This is a genomic window from Collimonas pratensis (assembly GCF_001584185.1).
GTDB classification, from domain to species: Bacteria; Pseudomonadota; Gammaproteobacteria; order Burkholderiales; family Burkholderiaceae_D; genus Collimonas; species Collimonas pratensis.
The window spans coordinates 1,972,700-1,996,622 of record NZ_CP013234.1 but is presented as its reverse complement, the minus strand read 5'-3'; the positions used below and the strand labels follow the sequence as shown (position 1 = coordinate 1,996,622).

Sequence of the window (23,923 nt, the reverse complement as noted above, 5' to 3'; positions counted from 1 at the left end):
GGCGCCTTAGCGTCCGTCTAGTTCTTTGCTGATGCCGCGGCGGCGTTCGATCCAGCTTTCCAGCGAATAATAGAAGGCCGGCAGAATGAACAAGGTCAGCATGGTAGCGACCACCAGTCCGCCCACCACCACCGTCGCCAGGCCACGTTGGACATCGGTGCCGACGCCGGTCGCCAGCGCCGCCGGCAGCATGCCGACCGATGCTACCGTGGCCGTCATCAGCACCGGCCGGAAGCGCTCGAAAGCCCCTGCCAGCACCGCGTCGCGCAAGATCATGCCCTGGCGCCGCACGCGGTTGATATTGGAGACCATGATGATGCCGTTCTGCACCGCCACCCCGAACAGGGCAATGAAGCCGACCCCGGTGGCGACATTGATGGTGCCGTTGGTGAAACGCAGCGCGATCAGCCCGCCCAGCGCCGCCAGCGGCACCACCCCCAGGATCAGCAAGGCCTGCCGTAGCTTGCCGAAGCCGGCGTACAAGATCACCGCCATCAGGCCCAGCACCAGACCGAACACCAAGACCAGACGCGACTGCGCACGCTCCTGGTTCTCGAACTGGCCCGCCCATTCGAGACGGTAGCTGGCTTTATCGAAATGCACTTTCTGCGCGACCTGGATTTGCGCTTCCTGGTAGTACGACAGCAAGTCGCGGTCGGCATAATCCAGGCGTACGGTCAGCTGGCGGTGCGTGTTTTCATGCGCGATCGTGCTCTCGCCGGTAGTGGTGCGTATATGGGTCACCTGCGACATCGGAATACGGGCGCCGCTGGCCGTGGTCAGCAACAGGTTGCCGAGCGCCTCCGGGCTGTTGCGGCTGTCCTTGGCGAAGCGCACCGTGACGTTATGCACCCGGTCCGCCACATACAGCTGGGTCACCGGCGCGCCGCCGATGCCGGTCTGGATCAGGGCGGCGACATCGGCAACATTGATGCCCAGCCGTGCCGCGGCGGCACGATCGATATCGATTGCCACCTGCGGCACCGGCGGTTCCTGGAAGATGGCGACATCGGCCGTGCCCCTGACTTGCTTCAGTACCGTAACGATCTGCTCGCCGATGTGGCGCAGCTCCTTGAAATCATCGCCATACACGCGGATCACCAGAGGACTGTGGGCGCCGCCGACAGCATCGTTGACGCCATCGCTGATCGGCTGGCTGATGCCGACCGAGAAACCGGGCAGTTGCGCCAGGCGCTGGTTCAGCTTATGCACGAACTGCTCCTTGGTCTCGCCGTTGGCCCAGCTGCTGTACGGCTTCAGCCCGACCGGCACTTCCATGTGCGAAGGGGTCCAGGGATCGGTGCCGTCGTCGCTGCGGCCGAGCTGGGTCACGGCATACGATACTTCCGGAAACTCCAGCAAGGTACGGCGCAGCTCACTGGCCATCTCGCTGCCCTTTTCCAGCGACAGGCCGGATGGCATCTGCACTTGCAGCCACAAGGTGCCCTCGTCCATGTTGGGCATGAATTCGCGGCCGGTAGCCGCACCGAGGATGATCACGCCGGCCAGCGCCAGCGCGCCGAGCGCATACGACACGACGGGATTGGCCAGCAGCCGTCCCAAGGTCTTGCGATAGCCGGCGCTGAGCCATTCCAGCGGCTTGTTGTGGAAAATCCGGCGCGGCTTATGTAGCGCCATGTACGCCAGTCCGGGCACCAGCACGATACTGCACAGCAGCGCGCCGATCAGGGCGTAGCTGACGGTAAACGCCATCGGCGACAGCAGCTTGCCTTCCGCCCGTTCAAAAGCGAACAGCGGCAGATAGGCGACGATGATGATCAGGGTGGCGAAAAAAATCGGCCGTATCACTTCGGTGGTGGCGTCGCGCACGTCGGTCTCGGTCAGCTCCGCCTCGGGCTTGGCTTCGCGCCGCCGCAGGATCGCTTCGGTGACGACGATGGCGCCATCGACAATGATGCCGAAATCGATCGCGCCCAGCGAAAACAGGTTGGCCGGCATCTTGGTCAGGTACATCATGATGAACACCGTCACCAGCGCCAGCGGAATCGTCACCGCCGCCACCAGCGCGCTGCGCGGGCTGCTGAGGAACAGGATGAGCACGATGCAGACCAGGCCGATGCCCTCCAGCACGGTATGGCCAACCTTGTGGATGGTCAGCTGGATCAGGTCGTCGCGGTCGATGTAGGGCACGATCTTGACGCCCATCGGCGCCAGCTGCTTCTGCAGCTGCTCGACCTTGGCGTGCACGTCCTTGATCACTTCCGACGCGTTCTGATACTTCAGCAGCTTGACGATGCCTTCGATGGTGTCGGGATTATTGTCCTTGCCGAGAATGCCTTGCCGCTCCTGATGGCTGTACTGCAGCTTGCCCAGATCGCGCACCAGCACCGGCACGCCGTTGGACTGCTTGACCACCACATTGCCGAGATCGGTCAGGCTGCGCATCAGGCCGATGCCGCGCACCACATAGCCCTGCTCGCCGCGGGTGATGCGGCTGCCGCCGGCGTTGGCGTTATTGTTGTTGATGGCGCTGGTGACATCGGACAGCGAGACACCAAAGCGCTGCAACTGCTGCTGGTCGACTTCCAGCTGGTATTCCATGGTCAGGCCGCCGAAATTGCCGACTTCGGCGATGCCGGGCACCTGCTGCAATTCCGGGATCACGATCCAGCGCTGGATCTCGGACAGCTCCAGCAGATTCTTGCTGTCGGATTCCAGGGTATAGCGGTAAATTTCACCGGCGGCGCTGGTCACCGAATCCAGGCTGGGCGTGATGCCGGCCGGCAGCGCCGCCTGCGTCATGCGCTCGGTGACGCGCTGGCGCTCCCAGTAATCCTCGGCGCCGTCCTTGAAAGTCAGGGTAATCAGCGACAGGCCGAAAGTGCTGGACGAGCGCATGTGCACCAGGCCAGGCGTGCCGCTCAGCTGGCGTTCCAGCGGGATGGTGATCTGCTGCTCGACCTCCTCGGCGGCCAGGCCGGGCGCCTGGGTGGTGACCTGGGCGGTGACGTCGGACAGTTCCGGATAAGCTTCCACAGCCATCCGCGTCCACGAGTAGTAGCCGAACAGGGTCACCATCAGCACCACCAGGATCACCGCGTAACGCTTTTGCAGGCAATAACGAACGATCTTGTTAATCATTGAGCAGCACTCCGCCCTTGACCACCACCCGCTCGCCTGCCAGCAAACCCTTCTGGATCCGCACGCTGCCGTCTTCCTGGTTGCCGGTCTCGATGGTGCGCCGCTCGAAGGTCCACGGCGCCACTTCGACAAAGACAGTGGTGTTTTCATTGTTCATCAACAAAGCCGACGGCGGCACCACCGGCGCCGCGTCTTGCGCCACAGCAAACGCGGCATTGGCAAACATGTTGGGCTTGAACTTGCCGTCGCCGTTCGGCACGCTGATGCGCACCAGCGCCCGCCGTGTGTCCGCTTGCAGGACATCGCTGACAAACGCCACATTGCCGCGGAATTTTTCGCCCGGATAGGCTGGCAGGCTGATGTTCACTGCCTGCCCCTTCTTGACCAAGGCCAGCATGTTCTCCGGCACGCTGGCGGTGATCCAGACATTGTCCAGATTGGCGATGGTCATCAGGACCGCATTCGGATCGTTGGCCGACTGCCCGGCGCCAATCGACAGCGCCGTGATGCTGCCGGAACTCGGCGCCACCAGGTTGAGCCGCTGGCCGCCGCTGTCGGCAGCGCTGGCGCCGCCGGCGCTGAGCGATTTGAGGCGGGTATCGGCACGGGCGAATTCCGCCTGCGCCTGGACGTAAGTGCTTTCGGACTGTTCCAGATCCTTGGCGGCGCCGGCGCCGGCCTGCTGCACGCCGCGTTGGCGCTCCAGCACGCGTTTGGTAAGCTGCAACGTATCGCGCGCCTTTTGCAGATCGGAGGTGGCCTGGGCAAAATCGCCGGAGGTCATCACCAGCAGCAGCTGTCCCTTGCGCACATGATCGCCAAGGCCGACCTTCAGCTCCAGCACCTTGCCGGCCACCGGCGGCAGGATATTGATGGTGCGGCCGGGATCGGCTTCTACCTGCGCCGGCAATTCCAGCGCATGTGTGGCGTCCAGCGATGCGACGGCCTGCACCACAACGCGCGAGCGCAGCGGTGAATGTTGCGGGATCGTGATGCGCGTGCCCTGGCGGATGAAATTGGGACCGGTGCTGATGCTGGCGCTGGCTTCAGCAGCGGCGGCCTTGCCTTGATGGCCGAAGGCGACGAAAGCGATGACGCCGACAATCAGCGTGCCGGCGGCGACGATCGCAAGGGGCTGGCGCTGCAGGAGATTGTTTTTCATGATGATGCTCGTATTAGAAGATCGGTTTTCACGTCATCCCGCCATCTGGCGTCAGGCAAAGACGGGATACTATTTATTGGCAACCGGGGCTGGCCTGTGCCGGCGGCTCCGGTTTAAGCAGGCGCGGCAGCTAGGCGGCGCCGGGAATAGGTGCAGTCCACGATGCTGCCGTGGCGGCCGTTCCGGATCGGGAAATATCAGGGACTGGGGTCTGCGGGAGTCTTGATCACAGAGGATTTCAATGCCTCTGCATCGCCGTTCTCCACCGGCAGGACAGCGGCAGACGCCAGAAACTGCCCGGCCAGCATGGGACCCGATATCGGCAGCATTGAAACAGCAGTGGCTTGGCGCCGTAGCAATAGAGAATTTTTAAACATTGAAGCCGCGCCAGTAAATACCCGTTAATTTCAATCAGCCGCCAAACAGCAGTCCGCACAAAACCTGACATCTGCGAGCCGTTTTCGCCGCGCTCTGCACATGGTCCCAAACTGGGACTGCTACAGGCTACAGAGCTATCCTGTCAAAAACCTGAATGGAAGCTGACAAAATCCTGACAAGGCGCAGCCGCCCGAATCCAGGAGCGGAGGCGACAGATTATTTCCACATCGAAATTAATCGTTGCCATTGGGACAAATCTACACAAGGAAAGTTACACGGCGATGACGCCTGCGGGAAGGCCCAGGCGGCACAGCCCGGTCGGTGTCTGGATATGCGCGACCAGCCCGCAAGGCAAGCCCGCACTGACGACATTCACGGAAAATGCTCCATGGAAGCCGGTCAGGACGAGCATGCTGGAAAGCTGCTCCGCTGCGGCAAGTTCCAGGTTCGCCTCCAGGCCCAGCAAGGAACAACCGAGGTCCAGCAGCTTGCTGGCTGGATGGGGTTGGGCTTGCCATTCGATCAGCGTCGGTGCGGCGCCTTGCAGCGGCAGGCCGCCATCTGCCGGAATCGTGATCAGCCAATGCAGCTGGCCGCGTGTCATGGGCTGGATGTCCCCATGCGCGAGCGGCGAGGCGGCAACGGCAGCATGAATATTGTTGGTCCGCGCCACCCAGGTAGCCAGTCGCGGCTGTACATTCTGCCCTGGGGCGTCGAGCTGGAACCAGCGCGGCCGATCGGGCTGCGGCGCCTCCGGATTGACGGCAATCACTTCGAGGAACAGGCCGTCGCCAAGTCTCAGCAAGCAGTTGTGGGTGCCCATGCGCGGATGCTCGCCGCCGGCTTCAAGACGGACACCGAGAGCCTGCCGCACATACTCCGCGCCATCCATCAACGAGGGCGCGGTGATCACCAGATGATCAATGCAGGTATGCAGCATGAGCTTTCCTTTAATGTCAACGCGGTGTGGCGTATCAATTATGCATGTACAGCAACAGCGCCGAATGTAATTAAGTGCATCATTACTTGGCGCTTAAACAATTGCAGGTATAGTTAGCCCGAAATCGACAACACGAGAAAATGACTATGAAACGTATGCTTTGTGCACTCGCGCTCGCCGCAGTCAGCACCGCTGCTTTGCTGCCTACCCAGGCCATGGCGCAAGTCGGCGTCAACATCATCATAGGCACGCCGCCGCCACCGCCACGCTATGAGCGCATGCCGCCGCCGCGCGTCGGCTACCTGTGGGCGCCGGGCTACTGGAATTGGGATGGCCGGCGTCACGTCTGGGCCGGCGGACACTGGGAAAGAGCGCGCAACGGTTATCGCTACGACCGCCCGCAATGGCAGCATGGCCGCAACGGCTGGGAACTGCACCGCGGCGGCTGGCAGCATGGCGGCGGCCATGGCGGACGCCATGACCAGCGGCGCGACCATCATCGCGGCAACGATCACCGCTATCGCTGATTTTTACGATAGCCGGCAGGGCTTGAGCGCCAGGCCGGCAGCCCTTTTTTAATAGATACAGAGTTCAAGGACAGACATGACAATCAAAAAATCCCTCGCCGTCGCCATGCTGCTGGCTTCAGCCGGCCTTTCCATCGCGCACGCTCAGGACAACGGCGCGCGCGCCTCACTGGACAATGCAAAACCCGGCGCCAGCGAAGAATGCCGGCGCCTGCAAGAGCGTGTACAGGAGCTGGACCGCATGGACGACGAACGGGTTGCCCGCAAAGGGCATGTCGGCTTGCAGCAAAGCCCGGTACAAACCAAGGAATGGATAGACCAGGAACGCAAGGATGCGAAAACCAAGATGTTCTTTGCCAAGTGCTAAGCTAAGCACTGGCAGGTGCATCAGGAAAACCTGGGGACGTTGATACTTTAAGATGTTTTATCGGGCTGCGGCCCGACATCGACGCCTTCCCAGTATTCGATGACCGCCGATTTGCGATAGCCCTCTTTCATCAGTTTCACGTCCACCCGCCCAGTCTGGGGGAAAACCGCTACATCACCCGCATGCGAATTGCCGAACACCAGATAACGACATGGCGCAGCACTACGGTTGATCAAGGCATGGCCAACTTTCTGGCCGGCCGGAAAACAGGCGTAATGGCCGGCTGAGAGCTCGTAAGCTTGCTCCCCCAGCTCCAACATCAGATTCCCTTCCAGGACAAAAACGTGTTCCTCTTCCAGCAGGTGATAGTGCGACTGGTTGGCTTGCTTGCCAGGCTCTAGCACCTCCATGGCAACCCCAATCTGCGAGCCACCGCCAAAACCGCTGAGGTGCTGGTAACGCAAGCCGAAACGCTCCCCGCGCGCATATTCCACCCAAGGCACACGGCTGACATGGAAAGGCTCGAACACGCCTTCAGCATTCTTCGACGTCGGTTTCTCACTCAATTCAGCACTCCCCTCGGTTGCGCCCGGCCATGATCATGATGCTGCCGCCGAGCTTGATTCACAATCGCAAGGCCATGGCACGGAATCCTGGCGGCAGCGTTCTCGTGCTTTCTGCAGGCTGGAATCCCAGGGCCGCATAAAAGGCCACTGCATTGGGCGCCGAGTTAAGGCGAATCGACGGCCTCTCGCTCAGGGCGCGGCAGTGCTGGACCGCTGCCAGGATCAAGGCACGGCCGATACCTTGGCGATGCAGCTCGGGCGTCACGAACAGGCTACACAGGTTCCAGAAATTCTTGACCAGCACCACGGCGACAATCCTGCCGTCGCGCGTGTATTTGAGATGGCAGCAATGCTCACGGTTTGCCAGCCACCAGTCGAGATTCTGATGGACGTTATGGATCAGTTCCGCTTGCAGGGCCGGATCGCCGGTGACTTTCTCGGCGACGATGATCCGCTCGGTGAATTGGCGCAGCTGCTCAAGGTCATGCGGTTCGACTGTTTGTATGGCGTCTATCATGGCGGCGGGTCCAAAGCTGCACAGAGCAATTGCTCAAGACCGAAAATTTACCACGAATCCGTCGCCAGCCGTCAGCTCAGATGCCGCACCCTTCTTGCCGCCGCGGCCGAATACAGGAGCGACGGCGCCCGCAGGTTTTCGCAGTAGCATGTATAGACAGTCTTGATGTCGTGATCATCGTCGGATGACAGCGCCAGCCTGAACAGCTGCAGCCAGGGATCGGCGCCGTCCGCCAAGGCATGGCCAGTACCTTCAGCCTGCGGCGGCGCGCCGATCGACACATAGGCAGCGCAGAAAGCTTTCCACAAATCCGGCAACAGACTCTCGGCAATCTGTTCCGGCAGATGGCTGAAAACGCGGCGCACCGCGTGCAAGCCGGTCACCATATGCAGCGCCGTGAAATTATTGGTTTGCCAATACAGCTGGATTGCCGCGCGCGCCATGTCATCCAGCAGCCTGGCGTTGAGGGGCGCCAACCTTGGCGGCGCCGGCAGCGCCGAACGGAACAGCGGATGCAACGCCACTGCGCGCAGGCGCGTGGTAATCATGTCGCCTTTGAATACTGTGCCATGCAAGGCTTCCGACAAAGTGGCAAGGCCAGCGCCGACGGACGCCGCTACACCATGCTCCTCGATATCAATCTCGATCGGCAGATTGCCGCTGACCAGCGCAGCCAAGCCGGCGGCGATTTCGCCGTCATGCATCGCCTCCAACCCATAGGCAAGCCGGATCACCGCATGAAATGCGCCGCTGGCCGGCGCAAACGGCAGCCGGCTGAAGACCTGCGCAATTACCGCATCTGGCCCTTCTTCCATCATCCATTCCTGAAAACACAGGCGCAGTGCCGAGAATGCCTCAACCTGGCTGATATGCGCGGCCCAAGATCCGCGTGCGATGCGCAAGCCCGGCGGCGCTTCCGGCAGCGCAAAACGCTGCTCCCATTGCAAGAAGAATTCATGCAGGCGTGCCGGCGGCGCGCCCATGGCAGCAAGCGCGCATAACGCCATCGGGCAATGGTTGGTGGTGCCTTTGCCGTTCAACGCAAAACGGCCGTTGGCGTCGAGCAGCTGCTGTAGTGTAAGGTCTTGGATCAGTTCGCTCATTGCGTCGCTCCGAAGTTGATATCACACCAAATTATGAAAGTTCAAGTAAACTTGAAGTCAACATGGATTTCAAGGAACATTGTGAGCGATCAATTGATCACCATCGGCGAGCTGGCCAAGCGCTCCGGCGTCGCCGCCAGCGCACTGCGCTTTTATGAAGAACAGGGCCTGATCAGCAGCAAGCGCGAAGCCGGCAGGCAGCGGCAGTTCTCCCGCGACGTGTTGCGCCGGGTCGCCTTTATCCGCGTCGCTCAGACGGTAGGCCTGAGCCTGGACGAGATCAAGCTGGCCCTGTCTACCCTGCCCTTGCAGCGCACCCCGACCAAGCAGGATTGGGAGCGTCTGTCGCGCTCATGGCAGCCACTGCTGCAGCAGCGCATAGACACCTTGACGGCGCTGCGCGACCAGCTCACCTCATGCATAGGCTGCGGCTGCCTGTCGCTCAAGAAGTGCGCGCTCTACAATCCGGAGGATACGGCGCAGCGGCGCGGCAGCGGCCCGCGCTACCTGCTGGGCGACCGCTCCGAGGCTGGCCTGGCCGAATCCGGCGTGGTCAAGCCGGCTTGAGGCCGGTCAAGGCTGGCCGGGGTTGAGACGCGCGTAGATCCAGAAATTCCTGGGTTCACCGCGCACCATCCTGAAATTGCGCAGCAAACCTTCGCGCTGGAAGCCGCATTTTTCCAGGACCCGCAACGTGCGCGTATTGGAGTCCAGCGCAGTGGCCTGGATCCGCACCACGCCAAGGCGGTCGAAAGCCCAGTCCGTCATGGCCGCACAGGCAGACGGCGCAATCCCCATGCCCCAGACGCCGGGCGCCAGGTCATAGGCGATTTCGGCGGTTTTATTCGGCTGCGACAGACTGTGAAAACCAATGCTGCCGACCAGCTCGCCGGAACTGCGCAAGACGATAGCGAAACGCAGCTCCGAAGCTGGGTCCGTAGATTCCAGTCCGTCGAATTTCTGCTGCAGATCATCGATGGAATGCAGCTGCCAGCTGGTATGTTCCAGCACATGCGGCATGGTCAGGTAGGCATACCACGCGGGCAGGTCGGCCCTGCTCAACGGGCGCAGGCAAACAAGCTCGTGCGGCAGGTCTGGCGGATTGGTGTGTTGCATGGGCAGGTATCAGGATTGATCGAAATGGCTAGGCACGATCATAGCGCAGAGCTAAAGCTTCACGCTTCTGGTAGCCATGAAACTAGGCATGAACTTTTCGATTTCAAAGCGCGGATTAGGCTGCATCTCCTCTAGGAACCCCGCCAGCACGAATCCGGCAGCAAGCTGGCCGCCGATCTGGCTCGCCAGGCTATGGCCGAAGATCATGGCCCCCCGCTCCTCTCGTTTGGCCGCCAGTTCGGCGCTGCCCAAGTCTTCCAGATCCGAATAAGGAACCTGGAAACGCGGCTTGATCATGCCTTGCGCCGCATACGACGGATCCCTGTCTGCGATAAAGACAGCCGGATTGAAAAAGCTGGCCAGCAATGCGCCACCTGGACGCAACACACGAAAACATTCCTTCCATACCGGCTGGATATCGGGAACGTACTGGTTAGATACAGGATGAAAAACCAGATCAAAGCTGGCATCGGCAAACAGCGACAGATCCCGCATGTCGCCTTGCACGATATGCAGCGGCAAGCCATCGCGGCGGGCCACCGTGGCGTCCTTTGCCAACTGCTCTGGCGACAAGTCAAACACTGTCACCTCGGCGCCGGCCGCCGCCAGCACAGGCGCCTGCTGGCCGCCGGCGGCAGCCAGGCACAAGACTTTCTTGCCGCGCACGTCGCCCAGCCAGGCAGTTGGCAAGGAACTCGGCGTCAGATGGATTTGCCATTGTCCCTGACGGGCGGCGGCGATGATGTCGCTGCTCACCGGCTGTGACCATGGACTGTCAGATAAGGCTTGCCGGTCCCACGCGGCAGCGTTGTGGGCGAGCAGATTGAATGGAACGGAATTCGGCATGGTTGATACTCCTGTCAGTTAGGCTGGCGTCCCGGAAGTACGGGCCGGTCAAGGCCATGCTGGGCATGGCAGTATCAGTTGTTCATATCGAAAATCCTCCAATGTGCAGGCTGAATTATACCCAGATATCAACATGGACTAAGCCAGCGTGACCGCTATCCCCATCTTGCGATAAGGTGCTATCAAGACCTCCGCCACACCGGCATTGACAACGATGTCGCTGACCTGGCTCAACGGCGCGATCTGGAACGGTGACGCCGTATCCAGCTTCTCCGGCGAGGCCAGCACCACGGTCCTGGCGGCTGCGTCGCTCAGCGCGCGCTTGACGCCGGCTTCTTCAAAATCGCCGGTGCTGATGCCGGCCTCGGGATGCAAGCTGCACACTCCCATGAAATACAGGTCTGCGCGAATCCGTCCGATCGCTTCCAGCGCCGCCGCGCCAACCGCCACGATCGAATGCTTGAACAGGTGGCCGCCGATCATGATCACTTCAATATGCGGATGCGACACCAGCTCAATGGCGATGGACGGGCTATGCGTCACCACCGTCGCCCGCAGCGTCGGCGCCAGCTGGCGCACCAGTTGCAGGGCCGTAGTGCCGCCATCGATAAACACCACCTGGCCAGGCTGGATCATGGCTGCCGCAGCGCGGCCGATGGCGGGCTTGGCGTCGGCCGAGATCTGTTGCCGTTCGGTGAAACCGGCCAGCGCCGGCGACGCCGGCAAGGCGCCGCCGTGCACCCGTTGCAGCAAACCTTCTTGCGCCAGCTGGCGCAGGTCACGCCGGATGGTGTCCTCCGACAGGCCGAGCTGTTCGCTCAATGTTTTGGCGACGATCTGGCCGTCGCGCTCCAATATTTCCAGCAAATACTGTTTGCGTTGCAGAGTAAGCATGATTTTATTTGCACGTTTTTTCTTGATATTTCACGATATTGCATGATAAATTCGATGCACACAAGTCCACCGCACAACTCAGGAGCACTAAATGCACGACGACAGGGTCAAGATCCGCAAGGTTGAAGTTTTGTCAGACGACTGGTATCTGCTGAAAAAGACCACCTTCGACTATCGCCGCGGCGACGGCAGCTGGCAAACCCTGACGCGCGAAACCTATGACCGCGGCAATGGCGCCACCATCTTGCTGTACAACCGCGAGCGCCGCAGTGTCATCCTGATCCGCCAGTTCCGCTTCCCCACCTTCGGCAATGGCCATGACGGCTTCCTGATCGAGGCCGCCGCCGGCCTGCTCGACCAGGCCAGCCCGGAACAGCGCATCAGGGCCGAAGTTGAAGAAGAAACCGGTTACCGCGTGGGCGCGGTGCGCAAAGTGTTCGAAGCCTTCATGAGTCCGGGATCGGTGACGGAAAAATTGTATTTCTTCGTCGCCGAATATACGCCGGATGCGCGCATCGGCGACGGCGGCGGCCTGCAGGACGAAGGCGAAGATATCCAGGTGCTGGAACTGACGCTGGAGCGTGCGCTGCAGATGATCGCCAGCGGTGAAATCGCCGACGGCAAAACCATCATGCTGCTGCAACACGCGCAGCTGCATTTGCTGCCCGCGGCGGCAGGGGTGAATTGATCCGTGCAAGAAAAAGCGCATTTCTGTCTGCAGCGGTGCGCGAATAAAAAGTAGAATCTGCCATACCAGAATCGCCAGGAAATGAAAAACCGATGACGCTCCACGCCGACCGCAACTTCAGAATAGATTTGCTGAGAGGGGTTTCCATCCTGCTGGTCCTGCTGCTGCATTACCAGCTGTCCTATTCATTGGTAGACAGCCCGCTGCACTATCTGCTCTCCAAGGATGCGATCCGCGCGCTGACGCTCAACGGCAACTACGGCGTCACCATGTTCTTCGCGATTTCCGGCTACCTGATTACCTCTACCACCATCAAGCGCTACGGCAACCTGGCCGAGGTCGACGTCAAACGCTTTTACATCTTCCGCATGGCGCGCATCTTCCCTTGCCTGCTGGCGGCGCTGGCCATCATCGTCATCCTCGGCCTGCTTGGCCAGCCGGCCTTCATGAACAACGCCGCCCCAGGCTGGCCCGCTGTCAGCATGCCGCTGGCAGTGCTGTCAGTGCTGACCTTCTGGCACAACGTCCTGATGCAGCACGCCTGGTATTTCAACTACGCGATGAATATCTACTGGTCGCTGTCGGTGGAAGAAGTGTTCTACCTGCTATTTCCCCTGCTCTGCTTCGGCCTGAAACGCGAATGGGCCATCGCTGCCGTGTGGCTGGTGGCGATTGCCGCCGGGCCGCTCTATCGCAGCTTCCACACGACTGACGAAATCTATTTCATGTACGGCTACGCCGCCTGTTTCGATGCCGTCGCCTTCGGCTGCTTCGCTGCGCTGTGCGCCAGCAAGCTGCGCTTGCAGGGCCTGCTCTGGCGCCTGCTCCAGATTGCCGCCGCGGGCCTGCTGGCCGGCGTTTACCTGCGCGGCATCGATGGCCATGAGATTTTCGGCTTCAGCCTGATCGCCGCCGCCACCGCCGTGCTGTTGCTGGGCGCGCGCAATGAAAACGTACCGGCATGGCTACAAAGAAACCGCCTGCTGGCCGCAGTCCGCTGGCTGGGCCAGCACAGCTATGAGCTGTACCTGTTCCATATCGTCATCCTCGGGCTGATGCGCAGCGTCGTGCCGAAAGGCGCCATGCCGTATGCCTACAAGCTGCCGGTGCTAGCCTTGTTCCTGCTGGTTTCCGCGCTGGCGGCCGGACTGATCGCGCGCTTCTATTCGGAACCGGCGAATGCCTGGCTCAGGAAGACGTTGCTGCGCCCGCGGCCGGCAGCGGCGTCGCTGGGCCAGCGCAGCTGAGCTGCGCGTGCATCCATAACACCTCGGGCGTCGATTCCGCTTCGACCTCGACAAACCCGAGTCCGGCGTAAATCGCGCGCGCCGCCGGATTGTCGCGATATACGCGCAAGCTGGCGGCCGCCACGCCATGGGCACGGACCGCTTCAGCCAGCAGCAAACTGCACAATGTCTTGCCCAGCCCTCTGCCTCGCGCTTGCGGTGCAATGGCGATACGACAAAGGTGAGCGACGCCAGGCTGGCGCAGCCGGTACTGGCCAAAACCGAGGATATCGGCGTCGCCCTGGCACAGCACATAGCTGGCGCCGGGCTGCACTTGCAGCAATTGCGGCAGCTGCCCGGGATCGAAGGGATAAGCCAGTTGCGGACCGGCCCAGCAGGCGCAGGCCGCGGCATCGGCAATCCATCCGGCAATGACCGCGTAATCCGCAGCCACCGGCAACCTTAGTGAAACCGTCATACACTCTCTCTCGTAGATAAGTTAAGTCCTGGCAGGCCGGCAACCGATCCTGGCATGGTGCCACGGAAGAATTGACAAAGCAACATCGGTTCCGGCGATGGACGCGAGCGCTAGGCATCTGCCGTAAGGAAACCTCTTCTTTTCCGACTAAGCAGCATTACCGACCGGCTTATCACAACGAAGAGGACGACCATCATGGACAAGTTATCAACAAAGACCAACGCAGCGAACGCCGGCACACCCTGGACCAAGGGCGTGCTGGCAGCCTGCGCGCTCGGCGCCGCGCTGCTGCTTAGCCAGAAACTGGCCTTTTCGTCGGAAGCGGCAAAAGTGGTTCCGGCCCCCGTCAGCGATGAACAGGTTGCCGCCGGCGAGCATGCGGAAACCGCCGTCTTCGCCGGCGGCTGCTTCTGGGGCGTGCAGGGCGTATTCCAGCACGTGCGCGGCGTCAGCAATGTGGTCTCTGGCTATGCCGGCGGCAGCCGTGATACTGCGCAATACGAACGTGTCAGCGGGGGCGATACCGGCCATGCGGAATCGGTGCAGATCACCTACGACCCGGCCCAAGTCACCTACGGCAAGCTGCTGCAGATATTTTTCTCGGTGGCGCACGATCCGACCGAACTGAACCGCCAGGGACCGGATAGCGGCACCCAATACCGCTCCGCGGTGTTCCCAGCCAACGACATGCAGCGCAAGGTGGCACAGGCGTACGTGACGCAGATCGATCATGCCAAGGTGTTCAGCAATGCGGTCGCCACCAAGGTCGAGCCGCTGCGCGGCTTCTATCCCGCCGAGTCGTACCACCAGAACTTCCTGACGCGCAATCCGAGCTATCCCTATATCGTGGTCAATGATTTGCCCAAGATCGACGATCTCAAGCGCCTGTTCCCCGACATGTACCGGACCCAGCCTGTGCTGGCCAAGGTGGATGTCCGCTAAGTTCCTACCTTCCTTGCCCGCGCGGGCAAGGGGCCAGGATTTTCCGCTTGCAGTACGGGCCCTTGTCAGCGGCATCGCCAGATGGCAGAAGAGACAATTTCCGGCGCGCACACGCTATGTGATAAATTCAGGGATGGCATCTTTTCTTCTCTGCCTATCACTATCGTCATCAGCCCCCGGATTCTATTAATGACCAAACCAAAGCCGTTTTCAATGATTCGCGAGTTCCATCTCGCCGACTGGTTCACCCTGAGCAACGCATTTTGCGGCGTCGGCTCCCTGTTTTCCGTGATGACTTATCTGCAGACGCGCGAAGTACTGCATCTGTTCATCGCCTGCGCCCTGATTCCGGCAGCGCTGGTATTCGACATCCTCGATGGCCGCATCGCCCGCTGGCGCGCGCAAAGCTCTGCCATGGGGCGCGAACTGGATTCGCTGGCCGACGTGATTTCATTCGGCGTAGCACCTGCGATCATTGCCTACGGCTGCGGCATGCAGGGGCTGGTGGACCGCATCATCCTGGTGTTTTTCGTCGCCTGCGGCGTCTCGCGCCTGGCGCGCTATAACGTCACTTCGGAGAAGCTGTCCGATGGCGACGGCAAGGTGAAATATTTCGAGGGCACGCCGATCCCGACTTCCATGCTGCTGGTGCTGGTGCTGGCGGCCGCGGCCTGGGACGGCGCTCTAGGCGAACAGCTGTGGTTTGGCGTGGTGTTTGTCGGCGGCTTCCAGTTTCATCCCCTGGTGCTGATGTTTGCAGTCTCCGGCGCCTTGATGGTAAGCCGCATCCGCATCCCCAAGCTGTAAGGCCCCAGCCGAGCCGCCTCCCGGCGTCCGGTAAAACGCAGAAAAAATCCTCTCGGGTTGCCACCAGCGGCCCAATAGGTCTACACTCGAAGTTCGAGCAGATCGGGAGGCGCATCATGACCGAGATTGATCCGAAAAGCAGTTTTCGCGGGCTGCCGTTGACGCCAGAGCAAGATGCGGAAATCCGCCATTACATCAACGTCAAGAAGCGTCATGGCGAGCCTTGGGATACACCGGAACTGGGCGCCATGCTGAGAGACATGCTGGAGCCGCCCGGCGACGAGGAAGAAGACGAATCAGGCCTCAACCTGGACTCGGCAAAGGGCGCTGCCGAGCGCGCCGCCACCTTTGTCGACGACGCCATGGAACCGATCGAAGCCAGCGAAGAACGCAACGCTGCAATGGAACTGGAAGCCATGAAAGCACAAGGCTTCTAAGACCGGGCCTGCGACTCTGCCCGGCCATCGCCATGGCGCAAGCCTGCCGTTGTTTTGCGCAGCGTTGATATTATCAAACTGGCATGCGTCATATTTGTCATGGGAACTAATCCTTGCCGAATCCGCCATACATAGCATGCCACTATCAAATCATGCTTACGACTTTAGCGTCGATGCGCTGTTTCTAGACTTCGACAATACCCTGGTCGACCTCGCTCCCCGCCCGGAGAGTGTAGTTGTGCCGCCATGCCTGATAACAAGCTTGCAGCGGCTGCAACTGGCGGCCGACGGCGCGCTGGCCATCGTCAGCGGCCGCCCCCTGGAGCAGGTCGATCATTTCCTTGCCCCGCTGCGCCTGGCCGCGGCCGGTGTCCATGGCGTCGAGCGGCGAAGCAGCGATGGCCGCATGACGCAGTTGCCGGTGCCCTCGATCGAACGCTTGCTGGCGCATCTCAATCCGCTGGTGGCGCAGCACGCGGGCTTGCTGCTGGAAGTCAAACGCGGCGCGCTGGCCTTGCATTACCGCCGTGCGCCGGAACTTGAACAGGCGTGCGTGCAGGCAATGACGGCCGCGCTGCGGCAAGAAGCCGGATTTACGCTACTGCGCGGCAAGATGGTGGTGGAAGCCAAGACTGCCGATGCCGACAAAGGCAGCGCGATTGCGGCCTTCATGCGGGAGCCGCCGTTCGTCGGCCGGCGCCCGGTGTTCATCGGCGACGACATCACCGATGAAGCGGGCTTTGCCTGGGTGCAGTCGGCCGGCGGCCTCGGCATCAAGGTCGGCCCCGGCGACAGCCAGGCGCATGCGCGCATCGCCAGCGCCGCCGCGGTGCGCAACATGCTGGCCCGCATTCTGCAATAACTCGTGAAGGAAGAAGCCATGACCACGCTCCCCACGGCAACGTCGGACGCGGCCACTGTCGCCGCTGATGCTGCCAGCCCCTCCTCCACCTCGTCGCTCGACCTGGGCGTGATCGGCAATTGTTCGTTCAACGCCCTGATCGACAAGCTGGGACGCATAGTCTGGTGCTGCCTGCCCCGCTTCGATGGCGATCCGGTATTCAACGCCCTGCTCGACCCCACCGACAACGGCAGCCTGTGGAGCTTCCAGCTGGAAAATTTTTCGCATAGCGAGCAATGGTATGAAGCCAATACCGCCGTGCTGCACACCTGCTTGTACGATACCCTGGGCCAGGGCGTGGAGATTACCGATTTCGCGCCGCGCTTTCCCAGCCGCGGGCGCTTCTTTCGGCCGCTGACCATTGTGCGCCGCATCCAGCCGCTGAGCGGCGCACCGCGCCTGCGCATCATGCTGCGCCCGCGTTTCGACTGGGGCCGCGAGATGCCGGTGATCAGCCGCGGCAGCAACCACGTGCGCTATATCGGCGCGGCGCAAACCTTGCGCCTGAACACCGATGCCCCGATCAGCTACCTGCTGGCCGAGACTTCCTTCGTGGTCAGCCGCCCCTTGAATTTCATCCTCGGACCGGACGAGATCCTGAGCCAGGGCATCGGCGATACCGCCCGTCACTTGGAACAGGAGACGCTGGCCTACTGGCGCGGCTGGAGCCGGGCGCTGGCGACACCGCTTGAATGGCAGGCGGCGGTGATCCGCGCCGCCATCACGCTCAAGCTGTCGCTGTATGAAGACACCGGCGCCATCATCGCCGCCATGACCACCAGCGTGCCGGAAGCGCCCGGCAGCGCGCGCAACTGGGACTATCGCTATTGCTGGCTGCGCGACGCCTTTTTTGTGGTGCGCGCGCTCAACAGCCTGTCGGAACTGGGCACCATGGAAGACTATCTGCGCTGGCTCGGCAACGTCGTGGTGCGCAGCGCCGGCGGCCATGTCCAGCCCTTGTACGGCATAGGCCTGGAACAAGCCTTGCCGGAACTGGTGCTCGACCACTTGCCCGGCTACCGCCATCATGCGCCGGTCAGGGTCGGCAACCAGGCTTACGAACATTTCCAGCACGACGTCTACGGCAACATCATCCTCGGCGCGGCGCAGTCGTTTCACGACGAGCGCCTGCTGCATCGCTCCGGCGTTGAGCAGTTCACCCATCTGGAAGCGGTGGGCGAACGCGCATTCGCGCTGTATGACCAGCCAGACGCCGGCATGTGGGAGCTGCGCACCCGTTCACGCATCCATACGTCGTCGGCGCTGATGAGCTGGGCTGCCTGCGACCGCCTGGGCAAGATCGCCAGCAAGCTGGAGCTGAACGAACGCGCCGCCTACTGGCATGAGCGCGCGGCAACCATCGGCGCGCGCATCCTGAAGGAATCATGGAATGAAGAAAGACAGGCCTATGCCGAGAGTTTCGGTGGCCGCGATCTCGACGCCAGCGTCTTGCTGATGGTGGAAGTCGGCCTGGTGGCGCCAACCGACGAGCGCTTCATCGCCACCGTCGATACGCTTGAAAAATATCTGTGCGACGGCCCCTACATGCGGCGCTACGAAGCACCAGACGATTTCGGCCGGCCGGAAACCGCTTTCAACATCTGTACTTTCTGGCGCATCGACGCGCTGGCGCGCATCGGCCGCAAGCAACAGGCGCGCGAGATTTTCGAAGCCATGCTGGCGGCCCGCAACCATGTCGGCCTGCTGTCCGAAGATACCCATCCGGTCACTGGCGAGATGTGGGGCAATTTCCCGCAGACCTATTCCATGGTCGGCATCATCAATTGTGCGATGCGGCTGTCGGCCGCCTGGGAGAGCGCCATCTGAATCCGGATCGCAGCATCCTTCCATCCCATGTTTTTAAAACCAAGAAAGGAAACTGCCTATGTCACGCCTGGTAGTAGTATCGAACCGACTTGCCGATCCGCGCAAACCGGCGGCAGGAGGTCTGGCGGTGGCGCTGGGCGAAACCCTGAAAAGTACCGGTGGCCTGTGGTTCGGCTGGAGCGGCGCCGTAATCAAGGACGGCACGCCCGGCGAAGGCGAGCTGCGCGTACATCAGGCCGGGCCGGTGACGCTGGCTGAAATCGATTTATGCCAGGAAGACCACGACGCCTATTACCGTGGTTATGCCAACGGCGTGCTGTGGCCGGTATTCCATTACCGCCTCGATCTGGCGAACCTGGAATCAGGCTATCTGAGCGGCTACCGCCGCGTTAACCACTTGTTCGCGCGCAAGCTGATGCCGTTGCTCAAGCCCGACGACCTGATCTGGATCCACGACTATCATCTGATTCCGCTGGCTGCGGAGTTGCGCGCCATGGGCTGCGACAACCGCATCGGCTTCTTCCTGCATATCCCGCTGCCGCCGCAGCAGATCCTGGCGGCGATTCCATCGCACGAATGGCTGATGCGCGCCTTGTTCGCCTACGATCTGGTGGGCTTCCAGAGCGAAGCCGACCTGCTGAATTTCTCGCATTACGTGAAAGCCGAAGCCACCGCAGAAACCATAGGCGCCGGCCAATTCCGCGCCTTCAACAGCACCGTGCAGGCGGGCGCCTTTCCGATCGGCATAGACGTCAATGAATTCCAGCGGCTGGGCCGCGCGCATGAGGCCGTCGACACTTATGAGAACACTCGCACCGAATATTCGCGGCGACGCCTGCTGATCGGCGTCGATCGCCTGGATTATTCAAAAGGCTTGCCGCAACGCATACGCGCTTTCAACGAACTGCTGCGCGAATACCCGGAAAACCAGCACAGCGCCACCTTGCTGCAAGTCGCCTCGCCCAGCCGCGAAGACGTCGACGCCTATGCCGACATCCAGCACGAACTGGAAAGCCTGTGCGGCGCCATCAATGGCAATTACGGCGATTTCGACTGGATGCCGATCCGCTACATCCACCGCACGGTGGCGCGCAAACGGCTGCCCGGCTTGTACCGGGCATGCGACGTCGCCCTGGTCACACCGCTGCGCGACGGCATGAACCTGGTCGCGAAGGAATTTATTGCAGCGCAAGATGAAGCCGACCCGGGCGTGCTGGTGCTGTCCCGTTTCGCCGGCGCCGCGGAACAGCTAACGCAAGCGCTGCTGGTCAATCCCTACGACATTCCCGGCACCGCGCAGGCGATCCAGCGCGCCTTGCAAATGCCGCTGGCCGAACGCCAGGCGCGCCACGCGGCGCTGCTGGAGAATGTCCGCAAATACGATGTGCACTGGTGGTGCGGCCAATTTCTGCAGACGCTGGCGGCAGTACGCTGACGACGGCCGGAAGCGGCAGAATTTCATGGATAAGATGGCAAAACGCAGGATTGGCACGAAAACAACAGCGGCTATGCATATTCGCTATTGACGAACCGTGTTAAGTTGGTTAGCGTACAGAAGCGACCTCTTGGCACCATTAGTCTGAGTGCGTGGCCACACGTGAAAATTTGATCGTGTGTAAATTAGTTAGTGAAAAGCCAAGCGCTTCAGCACTAATACGATGTGTAATTAATTGAGAGATTATCATGGCAACAGGTACTGTTAAGTGGTTCAACGACTCCAAGGGTTTCGGCTTCATTACACCGGACGCTGGTGGTGAAGATTTGTTCGCGCACTTTTCCGCTATTCAAATGGACGGTTTCAAGACGCTCAAAGAAGGCCAAAAAGTAAAATTCGATATCACCGAAGGCCCTAAAGGCAAGCAAGCTTCCAACATCCAGAATCCTTGATGGTGGATAGCGGACGGAGAATCTGTAAATTCTTCGTGCGCCAGGAAGGAAAGCCGCTGATTCAAAGATCCGTAGCGACCTTGTATCTGTAGCGATTGCTTGTCCTGTGGGATGAAGCAATCGGGTTAACGACATCGCGCACAATCTGCGAAATCAAAAAATGGGAGCAGCAATGTGCTCCCATTTTCTTTTTTTGGCGAGCCGCGGCCGGACACGCAAACTGCATTGCGGGACAACTCATGACACTCGGATTTCTGCTGACTACCTTGATCATCGTCGCCTCTCCCGGCACCGGCGTCATCTACACGCTCTCCGCGGGCTTGTCGCGCGGCGCCAAAGCCAGTGTGCTGGCGGCCTTTAGCTGTACCCTCGGCATCTTGCCGCATCTTGCCGCCGCCATGCTGGGGCTGGCCGCAGTCCTGCATTCCAGTGCCTTGGCTTTCAACGCCATCAAATATGCCGGTATTGCCTACCTGCTGTTCATGGCCTGGAACTCGCTCCGAGAAAAAGGCGCATTGCGCGTGGAGGACGCCGCGGACCAACGTTCGGATCTGCGCGTGATCATCGATGGCATCCTTATCAACATCCTCAACCCCAAGCTGTCCATCTTCTTCGTCGCCTTCCTGCCGCAATTCGTCAGCCCGCAGGAAAGCCAGCCGCTATTACGCATGCTCGAACTGTCGGGCACCTTCATGCTGGCCACATTCGTGATTTTCTCCCTCTACGGCATCTTCGCTGCCGTCATGCGCGACCACGTCATCACGCGGCCGGCCGTGATGACATGGATGCGCCGCAGCTTTGCAACGGCGTTCGGTGCGCTGGCGGTCAAGCTGGCGCTGACTGAAAGATAAGAACGGGGGATAGTCGCCGGCAAGTTCCGCATTGACCTATTTTTTGGATTTCACGTACTGTAATTCGCAGGTTTGTGCGCTCAGATCCTGACGGAAAAGTTCATTGCCGCTGACGCAAGACTCCTGCCATCGGCGCTTGCCATAGGCCAGCCCGAGCAGAATCAGCAATGCGATAATCCCGCATATGACGGCGATGCGTATCAGCACTTTCTTCGGAGCGAGCTTCATCGGGCGATCACGGTGGTGGATGGCGAATGAATGTTAGCGCAGTATCCGCCGGATCTGTACAAGAATATTGTGCCGGCCGCACAACCCAGGTCTTACCTCGCCATTTTGTCTTTGCTCAATCATGAAAATACAAGAAGAAGCCAAGCCGCACAGAGGCATCCAGACCGAACTGATGTTCAACCGCGTCCAGGGAAAAGTCGCTCGGTGTGGTCAATACACCGTGGTGCGGACGCCCGCTACACCCGACTACTACTTCGGCAACCTGCTGGTGCTGGAAGACGCGCCACGCAATCAAGACCGGGCGCAGCTGGAAGCCGATTTCGCTGATCTGGTCGGAGCGCCACCGCTAATCAAGCACCGCACTTTCCTGTGGCCGGTGCACGACGATGCTAGGGCGACACCGGATGCATTTATCGACGCCGGCTACGAGTTCAGCCAAACTGCCGTCCTGATCGCCCATGCGCAAGACTTGATCGCGCCGGCGCAACGGCCCGCTGAAATCGTGCTGCGCCGCTACCGCGATGCCGCCGACTGGTCAGCCTGGCAGGCGCTGAAGCTTGCCGACAATGCCGGCCGCTATCCCGAAGCGGAATTCTTGCGCTATCTGGCCGGCCTGCAAGCCATGTACCAGCAGATGATCGCCGATCACCAGGGCGACTGGTGGGGGGCATTTATCGGCGACACGCAGGTCGCCAATCTCGGCATGTTTTTCACCGAGGATAGCGGCCGCTTCCAGGCCGTGTTTACGGCCCCCGCCTACCGCAACCGGGGCATCTGCCGCGCCCTGGTGCATCATGTCGCCGAACACAGCTTCGGGCGTGCTACCCGCCTGGTGATGGTGGCCGACGAGAGCCACCATGCCGCCCGGCTTTATGAAACGCTGGGATTCCAGCGGCGCGAGCGCATGGCCAGCCTGTGCTGGTGGCCGGCCTGAAGGAAAAACCGCCGATTCCGGCATTTCAGTCATTGTTTTCCTCAATTCATGCCAAGCGCGGCCGCAAATGCCGCTTTCTGGGGGACAATCGGGCATCGGAGATTTGACAAGGACCGACCATGCGTCGCCGCATCTGGATACTTTATCTCGCTGCCTGGTTGCCTGTTTTTCTATTTTATTTTCTGGCGACCCAGGGCGAGGGTCTGTTTAACGGCAATATCAGGGTCGGACAAGGCCTGCTTTCGGCTGCCTGCTGCCTTGGTCCGGCAATCCCTCTGCTGTTCCTGGTATGGCCGCTGACCGGATACCTCAAGCGCGCCAACTGCAGTACGGCAGCATCGGCGGCGATCCACGTCGGTTCAGCCATATTCCTCACCGTGCTCTGCATGTCTCTGGCCGCCATCTTCGTTTTTTATTACGGCAATCCGGACGCCACCAAATCCGACCTAGAGCAATGGCTCATATGGCAATCCTGGGGCTATCTGATGATGTATGCAGTCAGCGCGGGCATTTTCCACGCCATCCGCGCCATAGAGACCACCCGCCTGCAATCTGTCGCGATTGCACAGGCTGAAGCTTTGCTGGCAAAGTCAGAGCTGACGGCGCTGCGCAACAAACTGAATCCTCATTTCCTGTTCAACACGCTGCATTCCATCATCGCCCTCACCCGCAAGGAATCCGGCGCCGCCGAGAACGCCCTGTTGAAATTCTCGGATATGCTGCGCTATATCCTGGATACCGAAAAGAGCGGAGACGCCATGGTGACGCTGGACGAAGAGCTCAAGTTTGTGCGCGACTACCTGGCCCTGGAGGCGTTGCGGCTGGGCAGCCGCCTGCATGTCGAATGGGATATTGACGATGCCGCGCGCTACCATCTGCTGCCGGCGCTGACCGTGCAGCCGCTGGTGGAAAACAGCATCAAGCATGCTTTCAATCCGCACAGCCGTCCGGGCAAGCTTGCCATCAGCGCCCATGTCAACAGCACCGACAACACCATCGCCATCGCGGTCAGCGACGACGGCCCCGGCTGCGACGCGCTCGCCATGAAGGAGTCGGGCGGATTGGGCGTCAAGACCGTCGCCCGCCGCTTGCAGCTGGAATACGGCCAGCGCGGCAACCTGGAGATCCGCACCGCGCCGGGCGCCGGCTGCGCCATACACTTGTCGATTCCGCTTGAAGCTGCTTGAAGCTGCTTGGAG

The 23,923-nt window shown here is 60.9% G+C and carries 26 protein-coding genes; 15 read left to right on the top strand and 11 right to left on the bottom strand.

The window, feature by feature from the left end; translation table 11 throughout:
- Positions 1–6 precede the first annotated feature (6 nt).
- From CPter91_RS09200 to CPter91_RS09190, 3 genes are all read right to left on the bottom strand, one after another.
- Positions 7–3,102: an efflux RND transporter permease subunit gene (locus CPter91_RS09200; RefSeq protein WP_061939525.1), complete on the bottom strand. Its 3,096-nt coding sequence runs from the start codon at positions 3,100–3,102 to the stop codon at positions 7–9.
- Entirely contained in the window at positions 3,095–4,264 is a 1,170-nt protein-coding gene (locus tag CPter91_RS09195; protein ID WP_061939524.1) for an efflux RND transporter periplasmic adaptor subunit, read from the bottom strand. The genes CPter91_RS09200 and CPter91_RS09195 overlap by 8 nt, the downstream gene beginning before the upstream one ends.
- 649 nt (positions 4,265–4,913) lie before the next feature.
- Complete coding sequence (locus tag CPter91_RS09190) at positions 4,914–5,582, bottom strand: VOC family protein (protein WP_061939522.1); 669 nt, start codon at positions 5,580–5,582, stop codon at positions 4,914–4,916.
- A gap of 146 nt (positions 5,583–5,728) precedes the next feature.
- Between CPter91_RS09190 and CPter91_RS09185 the strand changes: the two genes are divergently transcribed.
- Both CPter91_RS09185 and CPter91_RS09180 read left to right on the top strand, forming a co-directional pair.
- A complete protein-coding gene (locus CPter91_RS09185) occupies positions 5,729–6,109 on the top strand; it encodes a YXWGXW repeat-containing protein (protein ID WP_061946039.1) in 381 nt (126 codons plus the stop codon).
- Between the two features lie 76 nt (positions 6,110–6,185).
- The gene (locus CPter91_RS09180) at positions 6,186–6,476 is read left to right on the top strand and encodes a hypothetical protein (protein ID WP_061939520.1); all 291 of its coding nucleotides are present in this window, start codon (positions 6,186–6,188) and stop codon (positions 6,474–6,476) included.
- A gap of 47 nt (positions 6,477–6,523) precedes the next feature.
- Here CPter91_RS09180 and CPter91_RS09175 read toward each other — a convergent pair whose 3' ends face one another.
- The 3 genes from CPter91_RS09175 to CPter91_RS09165 all read right to left on the bottom strand — a co-directional run bounded on the left by CPter91_RS09175 (position 6,524) and on the right by CPter91_RS09165 (position 8,662).
- Positions 6,524–7,042 (bottom strand): cupin domain-containing protein, encoded by a 519-nt coding sequence (locus CPter91_RS09175; RefSeq protein ID WP_061939518.1) that lies wholly within the window; start codon positions 7,040–7,042, stop codon positions 6,524–6,526.
- A 58-nt stretch (positions 7,043–7,100) separates the two neighbouring features.
- Positions 7,101–7,559 carry a GNAT family N-acetyltransferase gene (locus tag CPter91_RS09170; protein WP_061939516.1) on the bottom strand — a complete coding sequence of 153 codons (459 nt, stop codon included), beginning with the start codon at positions 7,557–7,559 and terminating at the stop codon, positions 7,101–7,103.
- Positions 7,560–7,630: 71 nt separating this feature from the next.
- Complete coding sequence (locus CPter91_RS09165) at positions 7,631–8,662, bottom strand: questin oxidase family protein (protein WP_061939514.1); 1,032 nt, start codon at positions 8,660–8,662, stop codon at positions 7,631–7,633.
- A 33-nt stretch (positions 8,663–8,695) separates the two neighbouring features.
- Here CPter91_RS09165 and soxR point away from each other — a divergent pair, with 33 nt between their 5' ends.
- Complete coding sequence (gene soxR / locus CPter91_RS09160; protein WP_082792727.1) at positions 8,696–9,229, top strand: redox-sensitive transcriptional activator SoxR; 534 nt, start codon at positions 8,696–8,698, stop codon at positions 9,227–9,229.
- 6 nt (positions 9,230–9,235) lie between these two features.
- Here the strand turns inward: soxR and CPter91_RS09155 are convergent, their stop codons facing one another.
- From CPter91_RS09155 to CPter91_RS09145, 3 genes are all read right to left on the bottom strand, one after another.
- Positions 9,236–9,778, bottom strand: a complete 543-nt coding sequence (locus CPter91_RS09155; protein ID WP_061939512.1) for a GNAT family N-acetyltransferase — start codon at positions 9,776–9,778, stop codon at positions 9,236–9,238.
- A 51-nt stretch (positions 9,779–9,829) separates the two neighbouring features.
- On the bottom strand, positions 9,830–10,624 hold the full coding sequence (locus CPter91_RS09150) for a class I SAM-dependent methyltransferase (RefSeq protein WP_061939510.1): 795 nt from the start codon (positions 10,622–10,624) through the stop codon (positions 9,830–9,832).
- A gap of 138 nt (positions 10,625–10,762) precedes the next feature.
- Positions 10,763–11,518, bottom strand: a complete 756-nt coding sequence (locus CPter91_RS09145; RefSeq protein WP_061939508.1) for a DeoR/GlpR family DNA-binding transcription regulator — start codon at positions 11,516–11,518, stop codon at positions 10,763–10,765.
- Between the two features lie 91 nt (positions 11,519–11,609).
- Here CPter91_RS09145 and CPter91_RS09140 point away from each other — a divergent pair, with 91 nt between their 5' ends.
- Positions 11,610–12,206, top strand: coding sequence for an NUDIX domain-containing protein (locus CPter91_RS09140; RefSeq protein WP_061939506.1), 597 nt, complete (start codon positions 11,610–11,612; stop codon positions 12,204–12,206).
- Positions 12,207–12,298: 92 nt separating this feature from the next.
- Entirely contained in the window at positions 12,299–13,453 is a 1,155-nt protein-coding gene (locus CPter91_RS09135; protein WP_061939504.1) for an acyltransferase family protein, read from the top strand.
- On the opposite strand, the gene CPter91_RS09130 is transcribed toward CPter91_RS09135, so the two are convergent.
- Positions 13,395–13,910, bottom strand: a complete 516-nt coding sequence (locus CPter91_RS09130; protein ID WP_082792725.1) for a GNAT family N-acetyltransferase — start codon at positions 13,908–13,910, stop codon at positions 13,395–13,397. The genes CPter91_RS09135 and CPter91_RS09130 overlap by 59 nt on opposite strands.
- Before the next feature lie 195 nt (positions 13,911–14,105).
- Between CPter91_RS09130 and msrA the strand changes: the two genes are divergently transcribed.
- The 8 genes from msrA to CPter91_RS09090 all read left to right on the top strand — a co-directional run bounded on the left by msrA (position 14,106) and on the right by CPter91_RS09090 (position 21,562).
- Complete coding sequence (gene msrA, locus CPter91_RS09125) at positions 14,106–14,852, top strand: peptide-methionine (S)-S-oxide reductase MsrA (protein WP_061939502.1); 747 nt, start codon at positions 14,106–14,108, stop codon at positions 14,850–14,852.
- Between the two features lie 189 nt (positions 14,853–15,041).
- On the top strand, positions 15,042–15,659 hold the full coding sequence (gene pssA, locus CPter91_RS09120) for a CDP-diacylglycerol--serine O-phosphatidyltransferase (RefSeq protein ID WP_061939500.1): 618 nt from the start codon (positions 15,042–15,044) through the stop codon (positions 15,657–15,659).
- A gap of 116 nt (positions 15,660–15,775) precedes the next feature.
- Positions 15,776–16,096, top strand: coding sequence for a hypothetical protein (locus CPter91_RS09115; RefSeq protein WP_061939497.1), 321 nt, complete (start codon positions 15,776–15,778; stop codon positions 16,094–16,096).
- A gap of 136 nt (positions 16,097–16,232) precedes the next feature.
- Complete coding sequence (gene otsB, locus CPter91_RS09110; RefSeq protein WP_061939496.1) at positions 16,233–16,958, top strand: trehalose-phosphatase; 726 nt, start codon at positions 16,233–16,235, stop codon at positions 16,956–16,958.
- 18 nt (positions 16,959–16,976) lie between these two features.
- Complete coding sequence (locus tag CPter91_RS09105; protein WP_061939494.1) at positions 16,977–18,824, top strand: glycoside hydrolase family 15 protein; 1,848 nt, start codon at positions 16,977–16,979, stop codon at positions 18,822–18,824.
- 58 nt (positions 18,825–18,882) lie between these two features.
- Positions 18,883–20,259 carry an alpha,alpha-trehalose-phosphate synthase (UDP-forming) gene (gene otsA / locus CPter91_RS09100; protein WP_061939492.1) on the top strand — a complete coding sequence of 459 codons (1,377 nt, stop codon included), beginning with the start codon at positions 18,883–18,885 and terminating at the stop codon, positions 20,257–20,259.
- Positions 20,260–20,507: 248 nt separating this feature from the next.
- Positions 20,508–20,711: a cold-shock protein gene (locus CPter91_RS09095; RefSeq protein ID WP_061939490.1), complete on the top strand. Its 204-nt coding sequence runs from the start codon at positions 20,508–20,510 to the stop codon at positions 20,709–20,711.
- A 239-nt stretch (positions 20,712–20,950) separates the two neighbouring features.
- On the top strand, positions 20,951–21,562 hold the full coding sequence (locus CPter91_RS09090) for a LysE family translocator (protein ID WP_061939488.1): 612 nt from the start codon (positions 20,951–20,953) through the stop codon (positions 21,560–21,562).
- Between the two features lie 36 nt (positions 21,563–21,598).
- Here CPter91_RS09090 and CPter91_RS09085 read toward each other — a convergent pair whose 3' ends face one another.
- Positions 21,599–21,790, bottom strand: a complete 192-nt coding sequence (locus tag CPter91_RS09085; RefSeq protein ID WP_061939486.1) for a hypothetical protein — start codon at positions 21,788–21,790, stop codon at positions 21,599–21,601.
- A 121-nt stretch (positions 21,791–21,911) separates the two neighbouring features.
- Here CPter91_RS09085 and CPter91_RS09080 point away from each other — a divergent pair, with 121 nt between their 5' ends.
- Both CPter91_RS09080 and CPter91_RS09075 read left to right on the top strand, forming a co-directional pair.
- Complete coding sequence (locus tag CPter91_RS09080; protein WP_061939484.1) at positions 21,912–22,724, top strand: GNAT family N-acetyltransferase; 813 nt, start codon at positions 21,912–21,914, stop codon at positions 22,722–22,724.
- 119 nt (positions 22,725–22,843) lie between these two features.
- Positions 22,844–23,911, top strand: coding sequence for a sensor histidine kinase (locus CPter91_RS09075; protein WP_082792723.1), 1,068 nt, complete (start codon positions 22,844–22,846; stop codon positions 23,909–23,911).
- Positions 23,912–23,923 lie beyond the last annotated feature (12 nt).

Bases quoted from the DNA above. Each gene is read 5' to 3' on its own strand.
- CPter91_RS09080 (WP_061939484.1), top strand. From the start codon at position 21,912: ATGAAAATACAAGAAGAAGCCAAGCCGCACAGAGGCATCCAGACCGAA.
- CPter91_RS09185 (WP_061946039.1), top strand. From the start codon at position 5,729: ATGAAACGTATGCTTTGTGCACTCGCGCTCGCCGCAGTCAGCACCGCT.
- CPter91_RS09085 (WP_061939486.1), bottom strand. From the start codon at position 21,790: ATGAAGCTCGCTCCGAAGAAAGTGCTGATACGCATCGCCGTCATATGC.
- CPter91_RS09150 (WP_061939510.1), bottom strand. From the start codon at position 10,624: ATGCCGAATTCCGTTCCATTCAATCTGCTCGCCCACAACGCTGCCGCG.
- CPter91_RS09195 (WP_061939524.1), bottom strand. From the start codon at position 4,264: ATGAAAAACAATCTCCTGCAGCGCCAGCCCCTTGCGATCGTCGCCGCC.
- pssA (WP_061939500.1), top strand. From the start codon at position 15,042: ATGACCAAACCAAAGCCGTTTTCAATGATTCGCGAGTTCCATCTCGCC.
- CPter91_RS09190 (WP_061939522.1), bottom strand. From the start codon at position 5,582: ATGCTGCATACCTGCATTGATCATCTGGTGATCACCGCGCCCTCGTTG.
- CPter91_RS09115 (WP_061939497.1), top strand. From the start codon at position 15,776: ATGACCGAGATTGATCCGAAAAGCAGTTTTCGCGGGCTGCCGTTGACG.
- CPter91_RS09155 (WP_061939512.1), bottom strand. From the start codon at position 9,778: ATGCAACACACCAATCCGCCAGACCTGCCGCACGAGCTTGTTTGCCTG.
- msrA (WP_061939502.1), top strand. From the start codon at position 14,106: ATGGACAAGTTATCAACAAAGACCAACGCAGCGAACGCCGGCACACCC.
- CPter91_RS09170 (WP_061939516.1), bottom strand. From the start codon at position 7,559: ATGATAGACGCCATACAAACAGTCGAACCGCATGACCTTGAGCAGCTG.
- CPter91_RS09105 (WP_061939494.1), top strand. From the start codon at position 16,977: ATGACCACGCTCCCCACGGCAACGTCGGACGCGGCCACTGTCGCCGCT.
- CPter91_RS09075 (WP_082792723.1), top strand. From the start codon at position 22,844: ATGCGTCGCCGCATCTGGATACTTTATCTCGCTGCCTGGTTGCCTGTT.
- otsB (WP_061939496.1), top strand. From the start codon at position 16,233: ATGCCACTATCAAATCATGCTTACGACTTTAGCGTCGATGCGCTGTTT.
- CPter91_RS09180 (WP_061939520.1), top strand. From the start codon at position 6,186: ATGACAATCAAAAAATCCCTCGCCGTCGCCATGCTGCTGGCTTCAGCC.
- CPter91_RS09130 (WP_082792725.1), bottom strand. From the start codon at position 13,910: ATGACGGTTTCACTAAGGTTGCCGGTGGCTGCGGATTACGCGGTCATT.
- otsA (WP_061939492.1), top strand. From the start codon at position 18,883: ATGTCACGCCTGGTAGTAGTATCGAACCGACTTGCCGATCCGCGCAAA.
- CPter91_RS09140 (WP_061939506.1), top strand. From the start codon at position 11,610: ATGCACGACGACAGGGTCAAGATCCGCAAGGTTGAAGTTTTGTCAGAC.
- soxR (WP_082792727.1), top strand. From the start codon at position 8,696: ATGAAAGTTCAAGTAAACTTGAAGTCAACATGGATTTCAAGGAACATT.
- CPter91_RS09095 (WP_061939490.1), top strand. From the start codon at position 20,508: ATGGCAACAGGTACTGTTAAGTGGTTCAACGACTCCAAGGGTTTCGGC.
- CPter91_RS09165 (WP_061939514.1), bottom strand. From the start codon at position 8,662: ATGAGCGAACTGATCCAAGACCTTACACTACAGCAGCTGCTCGACGCC.
- CPter91_RS09145 (WP_061939508.1), bottom strand. From the start codon at position 11,518: ATGCTTACTCTGCAACGCAAACAGTATTTGCTGGAAATATTGGAGCGC.
- CPter91_RS09135 (WP_061939504.1), top strand. From the start codon at position 12,299: ATGACGCTCCACGCCGACCGCAACTTCAGAATAGATTTGCTGAGAGGG.
- CPter91_RS09090 (WP_061939488.1), top strand. From the start codon at position 20,951: ATGACACTCGGATTTCTGCTGACTACCTTGATCATCGTCGCCTCTCCC.
- CPter91_RS09200 (WP_061939525.1), bottom strand. From the start codon at position 3,102: ATGATTAACAAGATCGTTCGTTATTGCCTGCAAAAGCGTTACGCGGTG.